Consider the following 16879-nt stretch of genomic DNA (forward strand, 5'->3'; position numbering starts at 1 on the left):
GGGGGGTGCGCAGGAGCGTGCCCCCGGCATGTGACGTGAAAAGCCTGAAGAGTCTGCCAGATGAGCGGCGTCAACGAGATCCGGTCGACCTTCCTCGACTTCTTTGCCCGGTCCGGTCACACGGTCCTGCCGTCGTCGGGGCTGGTGCCGAACAACGATCCGACGCTGATGTTCACGAACGCCGGCATGGTGCAGTTCAAGAACGTCTTCACCGGTGTCGAGAAGCGGGGCTACGACAGGGCGACCACCGCGCAGAAATGCGTGCGGGCGGGCGGCAAGCACAACGACCTCGACAATGTCGGGTACACGGCGCGCCACCACACCTTCTTCGAGATGCTCGGCAATTTCTCGTTCGGCGACTACTTCAAGGAACGCGCCATCGAGCTGGCCTGGACGCTCATCACCAAGGAGTTCGGCCTGTCGCCGGAGAAGCTCCTCGTCACGGTCTATGCCGACGACGACGATGCAGCGCTGCTGTGGAAGAAGATCGCCGGCTTCCCGGACCATAAGATCATCCGCATCGGAACCTCCGACAACTTCTGGCAGATGGGCGACACCGGCCCCTGCGGCCCGTGTTCGGAGATCTTCATCGACCAGGGCCCGGAGCTGCGCGGCGGCCCGCCCGGCAGCCCGGACGAGGACGGCGACCGCTTCCTCGAGTTCTGGAACCTCGTGTTCATGCAATACGAGCAGCTGGAGCCGGGGTCGCGCAACCCGTTGCCCCGGCCCTCCATCGATACCGGCATGGGCCTGGAGCGGATGGCCGCGATCCTCCAGGGCGTGAAGTCGAATTACGAGACGGACCTGTTCCGCGCGCTGATCGAGGCGGTGGCGCACGCCGTCTCCCGGGCGCCGGAGCCGTCCACCATGGCCTCGTACCGGGTGATCGCCGACCATCTGCGGGCCTCCGCCTTCCTCGTGGCGGACGGCGTGCTGCCGGGCAACGAGGGGCGCGGCTACGTGCTTCGCCGGATCATGCGCCGGGCCATGCGCCATGCGGAGATCCTGGGCGCCCGGGAGCCCACCATGTACCGCCTCGTCCCCGCCCTCGTGCGCGAGATGGGGCAGGCCTACCCCGAGCTGATGCGCGCCGAGGCGCTGATCGGCGAGACCCTGAAGCTCGAGGAGACCCGCTTCCGCCGGACCCTGGAGCGGGGCCTGTCGATCCTCGACTCGGAGACCCGCGACCTCCAGGCCGGCCAGAACCTCTCCGGCGAGACCGCCTTCACCCTCTACGACACCTACGGCTTCCCCCTCGACCTCACCCAGGACGCCCTGAAGGCCCGCGGCATCGGCGTGGACACGGACGCGTTCCAGGCGGCGATGCAGCGGCAGAAGCAGGCGGCGCGGGAGGCGTGGAAGGGCTCCGGCGACGCGGCCACCGAAGCCGTGTGGTTCGGCCTGCGCGACCGGGCCGGCGCCACCGACTTCCTCGGCTACGAGACCGAGACGGCGGAGGGCGTGGTGACGGCCCTGCTGTTCGAGGGGGCCGAGACCGAGCAGCTGACGGCGGGGCAGTCCGGCTTCGCCGTCCTCAACCAAACGCCGTTCTACGCCGAGTCCGGTGGACAGGTCGGCGACACCGGCACGATCGTCGCCGCCGGCCTCAAGGCGCGGGTCACCGATACGCAGAAGAAGCTCGGCGACCTGTTCGTCCATTCGGTGACGGTCGAAGAGGGCGCCCTGCGGCTGGAACAGCCCGTCGAGCTGAAGGTGGACCATGCCCGCCGCCGGGCCATCCGGGCCAACCACTCGGCCACGCACCTCCTGCACGAGGCCCTGCGGCAGGTGCTGGGCGACCACGTCGCGCAGAAGGGCTCCCTCGTGAGTTCTGAGCGCCTGCGCTTCGATATCAGCCATCCCAAGCCCATCGAGGCCGAGGAGATGGCCCGCGTCGAGGACATCGCCAACGCGGTGCTCCTGCAGAACCAGCCGGTGGTGACCAAGCTGATGGCCGTCGATGACGCGATCGCCTCCGGCGCCCGCGCGCTGTTCGGCGAGAAGTACGGGGAGGAGGTCCGCGTTGTCTCCATGGGCCTGCCGAGCGGCGACGGGGGGACGAAGGCGTTCTCGGTGGAGCTCTGCGGCGGCACCCATGCCGGGCGCACGGGCGATATCGGGGCGATCACCGTCGTGTCCGAGACCGCGGTCGGGGCGGGCGTCCGCCGGATCGAGGCCCTGACGGCCGATGCGGCCCGCCGCTTCCGCGCGGAGGAATCGCGCACCCTTGCCTCCCTGGCGGGGATCCTGAAGGCCCCCGCCTCCGAGGCGCCGGACCGGCTCACCAGCCTCATGGAAGAGCGCCGCCGCCTGGAGCGCGAACTCGCCGAGGCCCGCAAGAAGCTCGCGATGGGCGGGGGCGGGGCGGCCGACGCCGACGCCCCCAAGGACGTCGCCGGGATCCGGCTGATGGCCCGGGTGGTTGAGGGCGTCGAGATGCGTGACCTCAAGAGTCTCGCCGACGAGGGCAAGACCCGCCTCGGCTCCGGCATCGTCGCCATCGTCGGCGTCGCGCCGGACGGCAAGGCCGGACTCGTGGTCGGCGTCACCGAGGATCTGGTCGGGCGTTACGACGCGGTCGGCCTCGTCAGGGCCGGGGCGGAAGCCCTGGGCGGCAAGGGCGGCGGCGGGCGCCGGGACATGGCCCAGGCGGGCGGTCCCAACGGCGTGGGCGCCCAGGCCGCCCTGGACGCAATCGAGGGGGCATTGCGCGGCGCGGCCTGATCTCCGCAACCGCTGGAACGAAAAAGGCCGCACCCGGAGGTGCGGCCTTTTTTGTGTTCGCGTCCCTTACTTGCCGCCGCCGCCACCCTGGGGCGCCACCCGCGAGGGCTGCCCGGCATTCCCGGCCGCCGCGGAGTCGTTGGAGATCGAGTCCGCCGGCCGGCCGGTCGGGGAGTAGGTGATGGCCTGGTCCCCGCCCGTGGCGCCGTCGAGGGGCGTCACCACGCCGGGGCTGCCTGGGGGGACGACCACGGTGGTGCTGTTCGGGGTCTCGATGACCTGGGCCAGGGCCGGTGTCGCGAGACACGCGACGAGGGCTGCGGAGAGCGTGAGCTTGGTGAAAGTCATGACATGTTCCGTCCTGTTCGGAACGGGGAACATAAGTTGTTCGCAATCGATCCGGCGATAACTCGCTCGTGATCGGCTGGTGTGCGGCAGCACACCGAACGGGGGGATCGTTATCTGGTCCGTGTCCAGGACTGGCTCTTGCACACGAAGCCGAGGACGCAGCCCGATACTTCGAGGGTATCCGGCTTGGTCAGGCGCAGGGAGCCCGAATAGGTCTTCCCGTCGTTCGGGTTATACAGGGAGCCGGAAAAGCCGCCGCCGTCGGGCTTGCGGGCGTCGAGGATCTGCACACCGATGACGCTGCGTCCGCGCAGGGCCGGGTCCGGGTTGTTGGCGTCCAGCGCCTTTCCGGGAGCGCTGACGATGGTGCCGCAATAGCCGCCGCCGCAGGGCACGATCTTCACGGTGGAGCGGCCTGTCTCGGTCAACCACAGGCCGCTGGGCTCGCCGGGGGCCGCATAGGCCGGAACACCGAAGGTCACGAGCAGCGCGAGACCTGCGAGGCGGAACGGAACGGTCGTCAAGGGAAGTCTCCGGAAGGGGCGCGCGAGGCCCCGCGAATCGCGCCGGGTGTTCTCTACCGCCCCGTGGGCGGAAGCGTGGCCCCGAGATAGGTCTCGATCACCTCGCAGAACGGCGCCCCCGCGCCGGTGACGAGGAGGGCATCGACGCGCACGAGGGGGGCATCCGGCCCCGGCTCGGCGGCGAGCGGGTAGGTGTGGACGGAGACGACCCGGCGCACCGGCGCCAGGGGGCGCACCAACCGGCCGAACGGCACGTCCGAGCCGTCGAGGGCCGCGTTCATCTCCGGCGTCAGGCGGGAGGGCACGTACCAGTTATCCGCATCGGACAGGACCCGATCACCGCAGGCGAGGCGCACGTGCCGGTAGCGGACGGGCTCGTCCGGCCCGACGCCGAGCCGTTCCCGCTGCTCCGCCGTGGCGGGCTTCTCGATTCCCTGCTGACGCAGGGCCACGAGGCGCGCCTGCCCGGCGAGGCCCTTTTCGGCGCACCAGGATTCGAGGACGGCGGTGGCGCTGTCGGACCGGAGGATGCGGCCGCGCAGGTCGGCGACCAGGGTCTCGGCCGCCGAGGCCGGACGCACGGTGGCGACGCCTTCGGCGAGGGCCGTATCCGGCAGGGTGGTTACGGCGAACAGGATGCCGACCGCACTCACGATGGTTTTGAGCAGAGGTGAATGGGATCCAGGGCGCGACCGGTCAGTAGCAGCACAGGGATCCGGAGGAAAAATGGTGGAGCCTAACGGGATCGAACCGATGACCTCTTCCATGCCATGGAAGCGCTCTCCCAGCTGAGCTAAGGCCCCACTATTGTCCACCGCGGTTGGGTTCCGCGGGGTTCGCCGGTCCGGTTGGCGGCCGGCGAGGGCGGTTCTATAGGCGCCCTGCCGGCCGGACTCAACCCCTTTTTTTCGAGATTTCGCCAGAAAGGCTCAGCTCTCTTCGTCGTTCTCGATATCGCCGTCGATCAGGTCGGACACGTCGTCGTCCCCGGCATCTTCCTCTTCGAGGAAGGTATCGTCGTCGCTGGCCGTGTCGCTGTCGTCGGCGGTCTCGTCCTCCGGCGTCGGATCCGCTTCGTCCTCGGCGGCCTCGACCTCATCGAGGGAGACCAGCTCCGGGCCCTTCTCGTCCGTCTCGTCTTCGTCGTCGGCGACGACGGGACTGCGCGAGATCACCGGCGCCGCCACGCGGCTGGTGGCGGCCGCCTGATAGATCGCTCCGCATTTCGGGCAGACTGCGGGGTCGCGGGCGAGGTCGTAAAACTTCGCGCCGCAGCTCATGCACTGGCGTTTCAGGCCGAGTTCCGGTCGGGCCACGGGGGACACCTCGTCGTCGATACACTTTGTGGGGAGGCGCCCGGTTAGTCGCGGCTGCAGCCCCTGTCAATCGAGCGGCGGCGGCCGCGAATCCGTGCCGGTTTCGATGGACCGCCCCGGTGCCACCGCCCGCATCGGCCGGGGGCCTGTGGATGACGAAGGCCGGCGCCCGTGGTAACCGCGCCGCGAACCGGCATCCGGCAAGCCCGCGCGGCACAACGCGCCGAGGCCCATCCGCCCAGCCGTCGAAGACCCGAACGGACCGCCCGTGTCGCATACCCTCGCCCCCCAGCCCCTCAGCGCCTCCCCCGGCGCGCCCTTGCGCGGGCGGCTGCGTCCGCCCGGCGACAAGTCGATCTCCCACCGGGCGATGATCCTCGGTCTGCTCAGCCAGGGCCGCACCCGCGTCGAGGGCCTGCTGGAGGGCGACGACGTGCTGCGCACCGCCGCGGCGGCGAAGGCGCTGGGCGCCACCGTCGAGCGGATCGGGGAGGGGCGCTGGGTCGTGGACGGCGTCGGCATCGGCGGCCTGACCGATCCGGCGGAGGTGCTCGATTTCGGCAATGCGGGCACCGGCTCGCGCCTGATGATGGGCGTGGTCGGCGGCCAGCCGGTGACGGCGACCTTCGACGGCGACGCCTCCCTGCGCTCCCGGCCGATGCGCCGCATCCTCGACCCGCTGACCTTGATGGGCACGCAGGTCGTGGCCGAGGCCGAGGGCGGGCGGGTGCCCCTGACGCTCCGCGGGCCGCGGGAGGCGATCCCGATCACCTATGAAACGCCGGCCGCGTCGGCGCAGATCAAGTCCGCCGTGCTGCTGGCGGCGCTCAACGCCCCCGGCGTCACCACGGTGATCGAGAGCGCCGCCACCCGCGACCACACGGAGCGGATGCTGCGCCTGTTCGGGGCGCAGGTGAGCGTGGAGCCGCATGGGCCCGAGGGCCACGGTCGCCGGATCGCCCTGACCGGTCAGCCCACCCTCCGCGGCGCGGACGTGGTGGTGCCCGCCGACCCCTCCTCGGCCGCCTTCCCCCTGGTGGCGGCCCTGATCACCCCTGGATCCGACCTCGTTATCGAGGGGGTGATGATGAACCCCCTTCGCACCGGCCTCATCACGACGCTCCTGGAGATGGGCGCCCAGATCGAGCGCCTTGCGGAGCGGGAGGAGGGCGGCGAGACCGTCGCCGACCTGCGCGTGCGGGCGAGCCGCCTCACCGGCGTCGATGTCCCGGCCGAGCGGGCGCCCGCGATGATCGACGAGTACCCCGTCCTCGCCGTGGCGGCCTCCTTCGCCGAGGGCACGACGCGGATGAACGGGCTGCACGAGCTGCGGGTGAAGGAATCCGACCGCCTCGCCGCGGTGGCGGCGGGCCTCGCGGCCAACGGCGTCGCGTACCGGATCGAGGGCGACGACCTGATCGTCGAGGGGGGCGGGGCCGCGCCGAAGGGGGGCGGCACGGTCGCGACCCATCTCGACCACCGCATCGCCATGTCCTTCCTCGTGATGGGGCTGGCGACGCAGCACCCGGTCACGGTGGATGACGGAGCGATGATCGCCACGAGCTTCCCGAGCTTCCTGCCGACCATGTCCGCCCTCGGCGGCCGGATCGGAGCCTGACATGCCCCTCGTCATCGCCATCGACGGCCCCGCCGCCTCCGGCAAGGGAACCCTCGCCAAGCGCCTCGCCGCCCATTACGGCCTGCCGCACCTCGACACCGGCCTGCTCTACCGGGCGGTGGCGTTCGCCCTGCTCAACGCCGGTACGTCCCTGGACGACACCGCCGCCGCCGCCCGCGCCGCCGAAACCCTCGATGCCGGGGGCCTCACCGATTCGCGCCTGCGCGACCGGGCCATGGGCGAGGCGGCCTCGCGCATCTCCTCGGTGCCACAGGTGCGGGCGGCGCTTCTCGCCTGGCAGCGCCGGTTCGCGGAGGATCCGGCCGGGGCCGTCCTGGACGGCCGGGACATCGGCACGGTGGTCTGCCCGGCGGCGAGCGTGAAGCTGTTCATCACCGCCTCCCCCGAGGAAAGGGCCCGGCGGCGCCACCGGGAGCTCGCCGGCCGGGGCGAGGCCGCGAGCCTCGAAGGCATCCTCGCCGACATCGAGGCGCGCGACGCCCGGGATTCCTCCCGCAGCGCCGCCCCGCTGCGTATGGCCGAGGATGCGGTGCGCCTCGACACCACCGAACTCGACGCGGCCGCGGCCTTCGCCGAGGCCCGCGCGATCGTCGAGCGGGCCTGCACGACGATCGGTTGACCCTCCCGATCCGCTCCCCTATTGCGGTGGCCGCCGACCCCGCAGAGCGGGGACGCGAGCGCGTAGCTCAGCTGGTAGAGCAACGGACTTTTAATCTGTAGGTCTTGGGTTCGAACCCCAACGCGCTCACCACACCTACGACCCTCTCCGATCTTTCGAGCGTTCGACGCCGCGCGGCCCTCATCCTGGCCGTGCCATGGCGCGGTCAGTTCCGGTCCTGGGGAATGGGGCCGCCGCCGTTTTCCGGCTCGAGGTCCGGATCGGGTGCCGCCTCCGGGCGGCCTGTGCGGCGGATCGGGTCGGCCTTGGCCGGGGGCTTCTGCACCGTCGGTTTCTGCACCACAGGTCGGGGGATGGGCCCCTGCGGGCCTGCCAGGCCGCGCGGACCTTCCGTCCCCGGCGGTCCGGCGGGTCCCGCCGCGCCCATCGGCCCCGCTTCCCCCTTCGGTCCGGGAGGGCCCGCGGGTCCCACACCGCCGGACGGGCCCGGAACGCCCTGGCCGCCCGACATCCCCTGCAGCCCCACCGGGCCGGCCTCGCCCTGAGGGCCGGGGGGACCCGCCTCGCCGGCCGGCCCCATCGGGCCGGGGGGACCGGGCGGTCCCGACGGGCCCATCTGCCCGCATTCGCCGACCACGACACTGCGCACCTCCAACGGCGTGCGCACCGTCGCGATGCAACTCGCCGGATGGTAGGCCACCCGAAGCTCGAAGTTGCCGCGCCTGTCGGCCTTGGTCGGAAACTTCCCGTCGAGGGTGACCTCGGCGTCGGGCTCGTCGGTGGAGCCGAGGATCCACAATTCTCCGCCGGTGATCCGCGCCGCCTCGATCTGGATCTTGGCGGTCGCGGGCGCGGAGAGGGCGAAGAATGCGAGGCCGACGGAGGACAGTAATCGGTCGGTTCGGCGGATCAGCATTCCACATTCCTGATCAGAAAAGCCGGCGGCATATAAAATCCGGCCGGCCCAGCATCAACGGGCCGACCGGCTTTTACAGTCATACCCGGCAATCCGGCTGGCGGAGAGAGGCCCGCCCGGCCGAAGGCGCGGCATCCCCCGGATTGCCCCGCCGCGGCGGGGTGGTAGACCCGCCCAAGCACGGAACGTTCCCGCGGTGGAGGCCTCGGCCGTCATGTTGAGCTGGTCCACAGAGGGCGACGCCCTGACGGCCCCCGCCGTCGCCCGCAACCGAGAGGCGATCCTCGCCGTCCTGCGGCGGGTGCTGCCCTCCGGCGGGACGGTGCTCGAGGTGGCGGCCGGCTCCGGCGAGCACGCCGTCTATTTCGCCCGCGCGCTGCCGGAGTCGACGTGGCAGCCCAGCGACCCCGAACCGGTGGCCCTGCGCAGCATCGCGGCCCATGCCCGGGCGGCGGGGCTGCCGAACCTGCGCGATCCCATCGCCCTCGATGCCGCCGCGGCGGAATGGCCCGTGGTGCAGGCGGCGGCGATCGTCTGCATCAACATGGTCCACATCGCCCCCTGGTCCGCCGCCGAGGGCCTCTTCGCCGGGGCCGGGCGGCTCCTTCCGGCCGGGGCGCCCCTGGTGCTCTACGGGCCGTTCCGGGAGGAGGGGGTGCCGACGGCGCCGAGCAACGAGGCGTTCGACGCCGACCTGCGCGCCCGCGATCCGCGCTGGGGCCTGCGCACCGTGGAGGCGGTGGGCCGTCTCGCCGCGTCCCGCGGGCTGACGTTCGGGGAGCGGGTGGCCATGCCCGCCAACAACCTCATCCTCGTCTACCGGAAGGCCGGCGCTTGAGGGGTGCCTTGCGCCCCGCTCCCGAGCGGGCGTACAGGCTGTGGGCTAGAGCCCACGGAGACTTGTGAGCGCGATGACCGACCGCCTGCCCGGCTTCAACACCCTGGCGATCCACGCAGGCGCCGCCCCCGATGCGGCGACCGGCGCCCGGGCGACCCCGATCTACCAGACGACCAGCTTCGTCTTCGATGACGTGGACCATGCCGCGTCGCTGTTCGGCCTCCAGGCGTTCGGCAACATCTACACCCGCATCACCAACCCGACGAACGCGGTGCTGGAGGAGCGGATCGCGGCCCTCGAAGGGGGGACCGCGGCGCTGGCGGTGGCCTCGGGCCACGCCGCCGAATTCCTGACGATGCACGCGCTGATGCAGCCGGGCGACGAGTTCGTGGCCGCCAACAAGCTGTACGGCGGCTCGATCAACCAGTTCAACCACTCCTACCGGAACTTCGGCTGGTCGGTGGTCTGGGCCGATACGGACAACCCGGACTCCTTCGAGGCGGCGATCACGCCCCGCACCAAGGCGATCTTCTGCGAATCCATTGCCAACCCGGGGGGCGTCATCACCGACATCGCGGCCCTGTCGGTGATCGCCAAGAAGCACAACATCCCGCTCATCGTCGACAACACGATGGCGACGCCGTACCTGATCCGCCCGTTCGAGCATGGGGCGGACATCGTGGTCCATTCGGCCACGAAGTTCCTCGGCGGCCACGGCAACTCCATCGGCGGCCTGATCGTGGACGGCGGCACCTTCCAGTGGGCCGGCGATGCCCGCTACCCGATGATGAGCCAGCCCCGGCCGGAATATTCCGGGATGGTGCTGGCCGAGACCTTCGGCAATTTCGGGTTCGCCATCGCCTGCCGGGTCCTCGGCCTGCGCGACCTCGGGCCGGCGCTCTCGCCCTTCAACGCCTTCCTGATCCTCAACGGGATCGAGACCCTGCCCCTGCGGATGCAGCGCCATTCGGATAACGCCCTGCAGGTGGCGCGCTTCCTCTCCACCCACGAGGAGGTGGAGTGGGTGAGCTATCCGGGCCTGGAGAGCGACCGGTACTACGCCCTGGCCCAGCGCTACACCCCCAACGGGGCGGGGGCGGTGTTCACCTTCGGCCTGAGGGGCGGCTACGAGGCGGGGGTGAAGCTCGTCTCGAATCTTGAGCTGTTCTCGCACCTCGCCAACATCGGCGACACGCGTTCGCTCATCATCCACCCGGCCTCGACCACGCACCGCCAGCTCACCGACGCGCAGAAGACGGCCGCCGGCGCGGGCCCCGAGGTCGTGCGCCTCTCGGTGGGCCTCGAAGATCCCGCCGACCTGATCGAGGATCTGGACCGGGCGCTGCGAGGGTAAACCCCCGCACGCCTGAGGGCGGGGGCGGTTTCGGACATACTGCCGAGGCCGGCCCTCGGAGGCCGAGAGGCCCTCGCCCCGTCATCCCACTGCCCCTGAGACGATGACGGCACTGGAAGGCTCCGGCCACGGGAGCCTTCCAGAGTGCATCGGCCGGACGCTCGGCGAGGCCCCCCCTCGCGCCTCAGAACGCCTCCGCCGCCAAGGCCATCGTCGTCTGCGCGCCGGCCCTGATCCGTGCGAGGCGCAGGGCCGTCTCGGGCAGGGACCGCTCCATGAAGAACCGGCCGGTGACGAGCTTGGCGTCCCACCGGGCGGTGTCGCCTCCCTGAGCCTTGTTCGCCAGCGCCGCCTTGGCGATCCGGCACCACATGTAGCCCAGCGCCATCAGACCCAGCAGGTGCATGAAGTCGCTCGCCCCCGCACCCGCATGGTCGGGGTCGCCGATGGCGTTCTGCATCAGCCACATCGTGGCCTGCTGGAGGTCGCCGATGGCGGCCTGGAGCGGTGCGGCGAAGGCGGACAGGGCCTCGTCCCCGGCGGCCTCCTTCAGGAAACCCTGGACCTCGCCCAGGAACGCCATCATCGCCCGGCCCCCGTCCTTGGGGAGCTTGCGCCCGATCAGGTCCATGGCCTGGATGCCGTTGGCGCCCTCGTAGATCATGGCGATGCGGGCATCGCGGACGAATTGCGACATGCCCCATTCCTCCACGTAGCCATGGCCTCCGAAGACCTGCTGCGCCTCGACCGCGTTGGCGAAGCCGCGGTCGGTCAGGACGCCCTTCACCACCGGAGTCATCAGCCCCATCAGGTCGTCGGCGGCCTGCCGCTCCTTCGGGTCCTCCGCGCGGTGGAGGATGTCCGACTGCAGCGCCGTCCATAGCACCAGGGCGCGGGCGGCCTCGTTGAACGCGCGGATCTGCATCAGCGTCCGGCGCACGTCGGGGTGGACGATGATCGGGTCGGCGGGGCGCTCGGGCGCCTTGGCCCCCTTGAGGGCCCGGCCCTGGAGCCGGTCCTTCGCGTAGGCCACCGCGTTCTGGTAGGCGGCTTCGGATTGCCCAAGACCCTGGACGCCCACCGCGAGGCGCGCCTCGTTCATCATCACGAACATCGCGTTGAGGCCGCGGTTCGCCTCGCCGACGAGCCAGCCGGTGGCGCCGTCGTAGTTCATCACGCAGGTGGAATTGCCGTGGATGCCCATCTTGCGCTCGATCGAACCGCAGGACACGCCGTTGCGCGCGCCGAGGGATCCGTCCTCGTTCACCAGCACCTTCGGCACGAGGAACAGGGAGATGCCCTTCGTCCCGGCCGGGGCGCCCTCGATGCGGGCGAGGACGAGGTGGACGATGTTCTCGGCGAGGTCGTGCTCCCCGGCCGAGATGAAGATCTTGGTGCCCGAGAGCGCGTAGGAGCCGTCACCGTTCGGCACCGCCCTTGTGCGGAGCAGGCCGAGATCCGTGCCGCAATGGGGCTCGGTGAGGTTCATCGTCCCGGTCCAGGTGCCCTCCACCATCTTCGGGACGTAGCGGATCTTCTGTTCCGGCGAGCCATGGACGAGCAGGGCGGCGACCGCACCCTGGGTGAGCCCGGGATACATGCTGAGGGCGAGATTCGCGCCGGACGCGAATTCCTGGATGGCGGCGTTGATAACCTGAGGTAGTCCCTGCCCGCCATAGGCCTCGGGGATCGAAAGGCCCATCCAGCCGCCGCCGGCATAGGAAGCGTAGCCGGCCTTGAAGCCGGCGGGCGTGGTCACGCGGCCGTCCGGATGATGCTGGCAGCCCTCCCGGTCGCCGGCTTGGTTGAGGGGAGCCATGACCTCGTCGGCGAGCTTGCCGCCCTCGCGCAGAACCGCCTCAACCACATCCGGTGTCGCCTCCGCGAACCCGTTGAGGTTAGACCGGCCCTGAAGGCCCAGGACGTCATTCAGGAGGAAGAGCGTGTCATCGACCGGAGCGCGGTAATGCGGCATTCGGACTGTTCCCACCTTGCGATTCGGGCGGCCGTCTGACGGGCCGCTGCCCGGGCATTGATTAAACGCTCCGGGCGGCCCGCAGCAACAAACCCCGCATGCCGCAGGCCAGGGGTCGGGCAGCATGTCGCAACGCCTAAATCGTTGGGGCGGCAGCATTCCCGACCGCGGCGTGCCACCCGTCCGGTGTCATCTCGCGGAAAGCAGTCGTGGGTTGCATTTCGCGGGATCAACAGTTTCTCGCGACCGCGGCCCGGCACCTTAACCCGATGTTTACCAACAAATTTAATGGTTGATCCCAGGCGGCCCACAGGTTGCAGCGCCGAGGACGACCCACCCTCGGAATGCTCCGGTCGGACGCCAACTGATCGCGAATGACGACAGGCCGACGATGAACCGCAACGCGACCTCGCACTTCGATAGTTTCGATCCTGAGGTGATCGAGGCCGCCCGCGACGTCGCGAGCCGGGCGGGCGTCCCGCTCGAGGCCTGGATCGCATCGGTGGTCCCGCAGCATTTCTCGCCGACCGGCGGCGGCAGCCAGCGGTGGAGCAGCCAGCCCGCCGTGTCCCTCGACACCGCGATCCAGCCGAGCGTGCCGGAGCAGGCCCGCGTGGTGGAAGAGACCGCCCTGGCGCAGGCCAACCCGGCCGCAGCGCCCGTTCCCGAGGGATTCGCAGCCCTGATGACCCGCCTGGATGGCATCGACCGTTCGATGGAGGCCGAGCGCCGCGCGGCGTCCCTCGCCGAACAGAAGCGCCTGGAAGAGATCGAGCTGCGCATCGATCGCGCCCTTCAGGCCAATCCGGTCCAGCAGGTCACCGAGCGCCTCGGCGACATCGAGCGCCGGGTCGCCGAGCTCGACGACCAGGTGTCGCAACCCCGTCCCGTCGCCAAGCGCGGCAAGGCGACCGCCGCGGAGATGCGCGAGGCGGTGCAGGCCATCCGCCAGCGCCAGCGTGAATTGTCCGAACAGGCCCAGCCCGCGAGCGCCGTGGCGTCGATGCGCCGTGACCTCGTCCGGCGCCTCGTCGTCGAGGGCACCGAAGCCGAGGCCCCCGTCTCGCCGCTGGCCGCCCAGGCTCCGGCGGACCCGGTGCGCCGGGCCAGCACCCTCCCGGCCTACGTCATCGAAGGTCTGCAGCGGCAGGCGGCGCAGCTGCGCGAGCTGATCGCCCCCCTCGCGACGGTGGCCGACATCGATGCCCTCGACAACGCCCTCGATTCCCTCGCCGCAGGCATCTCCCGGGCGCGGTCCGACGCCGAGGTCCCGGCGCTGGCCTTGCCCCTGGCGGTGATCCGCACCCGGATCGATGAGCTCGACGTCTCGGCCGCCGCCGCCGCGTTCGTGCGGGTCGGCGCGGATCTCAAGCATTTCGCCAACCGCCTGGATGTCGCGATCGCCTTCGAGGAGGCCGATGCCGACATGACCGCCCTCGACGCGCTCGGCGCCGAACTGGCGGAGATCCGCAGCGCAATCGCCCTCCTGGCCGAGCCCGGGCGCCTCGAAGCGGTGGTCGCCCGCGTCCAGGATCTGAGCGAGCAGATCGCCCTTATCCCCCCGGCCGAAGAGCCGAAGGTCGAGGAGTCGAAGGCCGAAGAGCCGGAGGCGTTCCACGCCGAGGATCAGGAGGCCGGCTCCGTCGAACTCGCCGACGAGATCCACGCCCTGGCCGAGAAGGTCGATGGCCTTCAGGCCCGCGCCGATGTGGAGGCGAGCGCCCGGCCGCAGGGCGCCGCCGAGGCCGACATGGCCTCGATCCACGCGATGCTGCACAGCCTCGCCGAGAAGGTCGACCGCGTCGGCGAGCGCGCCGGTCCCGACGGGCTCGACGCCCTGGAGAGGCAGGTTCTCACCCTCGTGGACAAGATCGAGGCGCCGCACGCCCTCGATCCGGCGCTGACGAGCCTCGAGCGGACGATGAACGACCTGATGCAGCAGGTCGAAGCGCTCCGCGACGTGTCGCCGAGCGATGCGCTGATCGAGCGTGCCGCCCGCACCGCCGTGGCCGAGACCCTGAAGGGCGCGAGCACCGCGAGCCCCACCGAGTTCAGCCTGCTCCGGGCGAGCCTCGCCGACATGCAGGCCCGCCAGATCGCCGCCGACGAACGCCTGGGCGCGACCCTCGAAGGCGTCCAGTCGGCCCTCGACCGATTGGTCAACCGCCTCGGCACGGTGGACTCATCCTCGCCCCGGCCGCCGTCGCTCGACGAGCGCTTGATGACGTCCACCAGCGTCGACGCCGCCCGGAGCGCCCACCGGCCGGCGCAGCGCGACCTTCCCGAGGCGGCTCTGGCCCTGTCGTCCGGCGAGATGCTGCTGGAGCCCGGCGCGCCTCGCCCGGTCCGCGCGCCGACCCCGAACGTCGACAAGCGCGAGCCGGTGTCGAAGGCGCCCGCCGCCGAGAAGCCTCTCGACAACACGGCCTCCGCCGACAGCGACATCAAGACGAGCTTCATCGCCGCGGCACGCCGGGCCGCCCAGGCCGCCCAGGCGGAACTCGCCGCCGAACTGCCCCTCGACCGGCCGGTCCGCGGCCGTGCCGCGGCCCCGGCCGCCCCCGTGGCTGGCAAGATGACCCGCCTGCGGGCGGAGATCGACCAGCACCGCAAGCCGCTCCTCCTCGGGCTCGCCGCCATCGTCCTGACCCTCGGCGCGATCCAGACGGTCAGCCTTCGTTCCGGCGACGACGCGGCGAACCTGCCCAAGCTCACCCCCGCGCCCGGCACGGTCGCCACCGCGAAGCCCGCTGACGCTCAGAAGGTCGCCGAGGCGCCGAAGGCCCCCGCGCCCCAGGCCCTGCCGGCGCCGATCCCCCAGGATCCGGCCACGACGCAGACCGTCGCCGGCCCGCGGGCGCCGGAGCCCCAGCCGGCGCCCGCCGCCCAGGCCGCGCAGGCGAAGCCGGCGGTTCCGCCGGTCCCGAACATGGCGGGGCTCGCAGGTGACCTCGCCAACGTGCCCGCCAGCCTCGCGAAGGTGAAGCTCGCCGCCCTCTCCGGCGACGGCACCGCCACCTGGGAGCTGGCGATGCGCGAAGCGGATGGCCGCGGCATGCCGCGCGACCTCGCCGCCGCCGCCAAGCTGTTCGAGAAGCTCGCCAATGTCGGCTACGCCCCGGCCCAGTACAAGCTCGGCGCCCATTACGAGAAGGGCTCCGGCGTGGCCCGCGATCTCGCCCAGGCCAAGCTTTGGTACGGGCGCGCCGCGGAACAGGGCCACGCCCGCGCCATGCACAACCTCGGCGTGATCTATGCCGAGAACCCCGCCGCCGGCGGCAAGCCCGACTTCGCCTCGGCCGCCTCGTGGTTCCGGCAGGGCGCGGAGCACGGCGTGCGGGACAGCCAGTACAACATCGCGGTGCTCTACGCCCGGGGCCTCGGCCTGACGCAGGACCTCGTGCAATCCTACGTGTGGTTCGCCGCCGCCGCCGCCCAGGGCGACGACGATGCCGGCAAGAAGCGCGACGATGTCGCCACGAAGCTCAACGCCCCCGATCTCGCCCGGGCCAAGAGCCTCGCCGCCTCGTTCAGGCCGCGCAAGCTCGACGGTGCCGTGAACGATCCGCCGGCCTTGGCCGATGGCGGGCAGGGCCCGGTGAGCCTGCTGGGGGCGCCCGTCCCCACGCCCCTCGGCGCGCCGGCCCACAAGGCGATCTGACAGCGAACGCAGCCTCCGCCGCCCCGGGCCCGGTGCCCGGCGCGACCGGGGAGGCACAGCGACGCGGCCGGCGTTCTGAGCTTGACCGCCGACGTGGGATGCGGGACCCCTCCCTGACGAGAGCGGTCGGTCCGGGCCGGGAGGTGCGGTTCCACCGCCGGTCATGGAACCGGAGGTTGGATGGCGCGCCTTCCTGCAGTGCCGTTAAGCGCCATCATCCTTGGCGTGGCCGGGCTGATCCCCTTCCTCGGCTTCGCCGCGCTCGCCGTCTCCGGCAGCGACGGGGGCCTGGGGAATATCGGCCTGTCGCCGCGCACGATCCTGTCGGCCTACGGTGCCGTGATCGCGTCGTTCCTCGGGGGAATCCGCTGGGGGGCCGCCGCGGCCCGGGGTGGCAGCAACGGCGACTATGTCATCGCCATCGTGCCCTCGCTGGTCGCGTGGGCGGCCATGGCCGCACCGGCACCCTGGGACCTGCGCATCCTCGGCGTCCTCGTCCTGGCCTGGGGCCTGGTCGATCAGGACCTCCCCCGCCGGGGTCTCTCCCCCGTCTGGCTCGGGCGCCTGCGCCTCGTCCTGTCCGGCGTCGCCGGGGCGGCGCTGCTCGTCGCCGCCTAGGCGATCGCCCGATCCTCGCCCCTCATGCCGACCGCGTCATCGCCCGCAGGAGCGCGATGACGGCCGCCCGCTGATCGGGGGCGGTGAGGCGGCGGAACAGGAGGGCGACCTCCGCCCGCTCCTCGCGGCCCGGCCCGTCATCGACGGGATGGCGGCGGGCCCGGAAGGTCGCGGAGGTCACGCCCAGCAGGGCGGCGATCCGCGTCAGATGCTTGCGGCTGTCGTGCGGCCCACGGCCTGCCATCGCTCCCTCACAGGCATGGCCGGACGCATCCCCGATGCCGGCATTCGGGAGGCGGGTGTCGAACCTTAGCGCAGGGCCGGGCCAGACACTATTGGAAGTTGTA

The 16879-nt window shown here is 71.4% G+C and carries 14 protein-coding genes and 2 tRNA genes; 8 read left to right on the forward strand and 8 right to left on the reverse strand.

Going from position 1 to position 16879, the window contains the following annotated elements; translation table 11 throughout:
- The first annotated feature begins 60 nt into the window (after positions 1–60).
- Positions 61–2724 (forward strand): alanine--tRNA ligase, encoded by a 2664-nt coding sequence (gene alaS / locus MKK53_RS23100; RefSeq protein ID WP_243931198.1) that lies wholly within the window; start codon positions 61–63, stop codon positions 2722–2724.
- Between the two features lie 66 nt (positions 2725–2790).
- Here the strand turns inward: alaS and MKK53_RS23105 are convergent, their stop codons facing one another.
- The 5 genes from MKK53_RS23105 to MKK53_RS23125 form a co-directional block, all read right to left on the reverse strand.
- Positions 2791–3072 carry a hypothetical protein gene (locus MKK53_RS23105; protein WP_243931200.1) on the reverse strand — a complete coding sequence of 94 codons (282 nt, stop codon included), beginning with the start codon at positions 3070–3072 and terminating at the stop codon, positions 2791–2793.
- Between the two features lie 110 nt (positions 3073–3182).
- Positions 3183–3596: a DUF2147 domain-containing protein gene (locus MKK53_RS23110; protein ID WP_409564403.1), complete on the reverse strand. Its 414-nt coding sequence runs from the start codon at positions 3594–3596 to the stop codon at positions 3183–3185.
- A 53-nt stretch (positions 3597–3649) separates the two neighbouring features.
- The gene (locus tag MKK53_RS23115; protein ID WP_243931202.1) at positions 3650–4249 is read right to left on the reverse strand and encodes a chorismate--pyruvate lyase family protein; all 600 of its coding nucleotides are present in this window, start codon (positions 4247–4249) and stop codon (positions 3650–3652) included.
- Between the two features lie 74 nt (positions 4250–4323).
- Positions 4324–4399, reverse strand: a tRNA-Ala gene (locus MKK53_RS23120).
- A 126-nt stretch (positions 4400–4525) separates the two neighbouring features.
- Positions 4526–4912, reverse strand: coding sequence for a TIGR02300 family protein (locus tag MKK53_RS23125; RefSeq protein WP_243931204.1), 387 nt, complete (start codon positions 4910–4912; stop codon positions 4526–4528).
- Between the two features lie 268 nt (positions 4913–5180).
- Here MKK53_RS23125 and aroA point away from each other — a divergent pair, with 268 nt between their 5' ends.
- The 3 genes from aroA to MKK53_RS23140 all read left to right on the forward strand — a co-directional run bounded on the left by aroA (position 5181) and on the right by MKK53_RS23140 (position 7302).
- Entirely contained in the window at positions 5181–6530 is a 1350-nt protein-coding gene (gene aroA / locus MKK53_RS23130) for a 3-phosphoshikimate 1-carboxyvinyltransferase (protein WP_243931206.1), read from the forward strand.
- A gap of 1 nt (position 6531) precedes the next feature.
- Complete coding sequence (gene cmk, locus MKK53_RS23135; RefSeq protein WP_243931207.1) at positions 6532–7170, forward strand: (d)CMP kinase; 639 nt, start codon at positions 6532–6534, stop codon at positions 7168–7170.
- 56 nt (positions 7171–7226) lie between these two features.
- Positions 7227–7302, forward strand: a tRNA-Lys gene (locus MKK53_RS23140).
- A 73-nt stretch (positions 7303–7375) separates the two neighbouring features.
- Here MKK53_RS23140 and MKK53_RS23145 read toward each other — a convergent pair.
- Complete coding sequence (locus MKK53_RS23145; protein WP_243931209.1) at positions 7376–8086, reverse strand: collagen-like protein; 711 nt, start codon at positions 8084–8086, stop codon at positions 7376–7378.
- Positions 8087–8300: 214 nt separating this feature from the next.
- On the opposite strand from MKK53_RS23145, the gene MKK53_RS23150 reads away from it, so the two are divergent.
- Together MKK53_RS23150 and MKK53_RS23155 are read left to right on the forward strand one after the other, a co-directional pair.
- Entirely contained in the window at positions 8301–8924 is a 624-nt protein-coding gene (locus MKK53_RS23150) for a DUF938 domain-containing protein (RefSeq protein WP_243931211.1), read from the forward strand.
- A gap of 73 nt (positions 8925–8997) precedes the next feature.
- On the forward strand, positions 8998–10278 hold the full coding sequence (locus MKK53_RS23155; RefSeq protein WP_243931213.1) for an O-acetylhomoserine aminocarboxypropyltransferase: 1281 nt from the start codon (positions 8998–9000) through the stop codon (positions 10276–10278).
- A gap of 184 nt (positions 10279–10462) precedes the next feature.
- Here the strand turns inward: MKK53_RS23155 and MKK53_RS23160 are convergent, their stop codons facing one another.
- The gene (locus tag MKK53_RS23160; protein WP_243931215.1) at positions 10463–12253 is read right to left on the reverse strand and encodes an acyl-CoA dehydrogenase C-terminal domain-containing protein; all 1791 of its coding nucleotides are present in this window, start codon (positions 12251–12253) and stop codon (positions 10463–10465) included.
- 391 nt (positions 12254–12644) lie between these two features.
- Between MKK53_RS23160 and MKK53_RS23165 the strand changes: the two genes are divergently transcribed.
- Together MKK53_RS23165 and MKK53_RS23170 are read left to right on the forward strand one after the other, a co-directional pair.
- A complete protein-coding gene (locus tag MKK53_RS23165) occupies positions 12645–15914 on the forward strand; it encodes a hypothetical protein (RefSeq protein ID WP_243931217.1) in 3270 nt (1089 codons plus the stop codon).
- 180 nt (positions 15915–16094) lie between these two features.
- A complete protein-coding gene (locus MKK53_RS23170) occupies positions 16095–16532 on the forward strand; it encodes a DUF3429 domain-containing protein (RefSeq protein WP_243931219.1) in 438 nt (145 codons plus the stop codon).
- A 22-nt stretch (positions 16533–16554) separates the two neighbouring features.
- Here the strand turns inward: MKK53_RS23170 and MKK53_RS23175 are convergent, their stop codons facing one another.
- Positions 16555–16776 carry a hypothetical protein gene (locus MKK53_RS23175; protein ID WP_243931220.1) on the reverse strand — a complete coding sequence of 74 codons (222 nt, stop codon included), beginning with the start codon at positions 16774–16776 and terminating at the stop codon, positions 16555–16557.
- Positions 16777–16879: the final 103 nt, after the last annotated feature.

This window comes from Methylobacterium sp. J-076 (assembly GCF_022829405.1).
Taxonomy (GTDB): Bacteria; Pseudomonadota; Alphaproteobacteria; order Rhizobiales; family Beijerinckiaceae; genus Methylobacterium.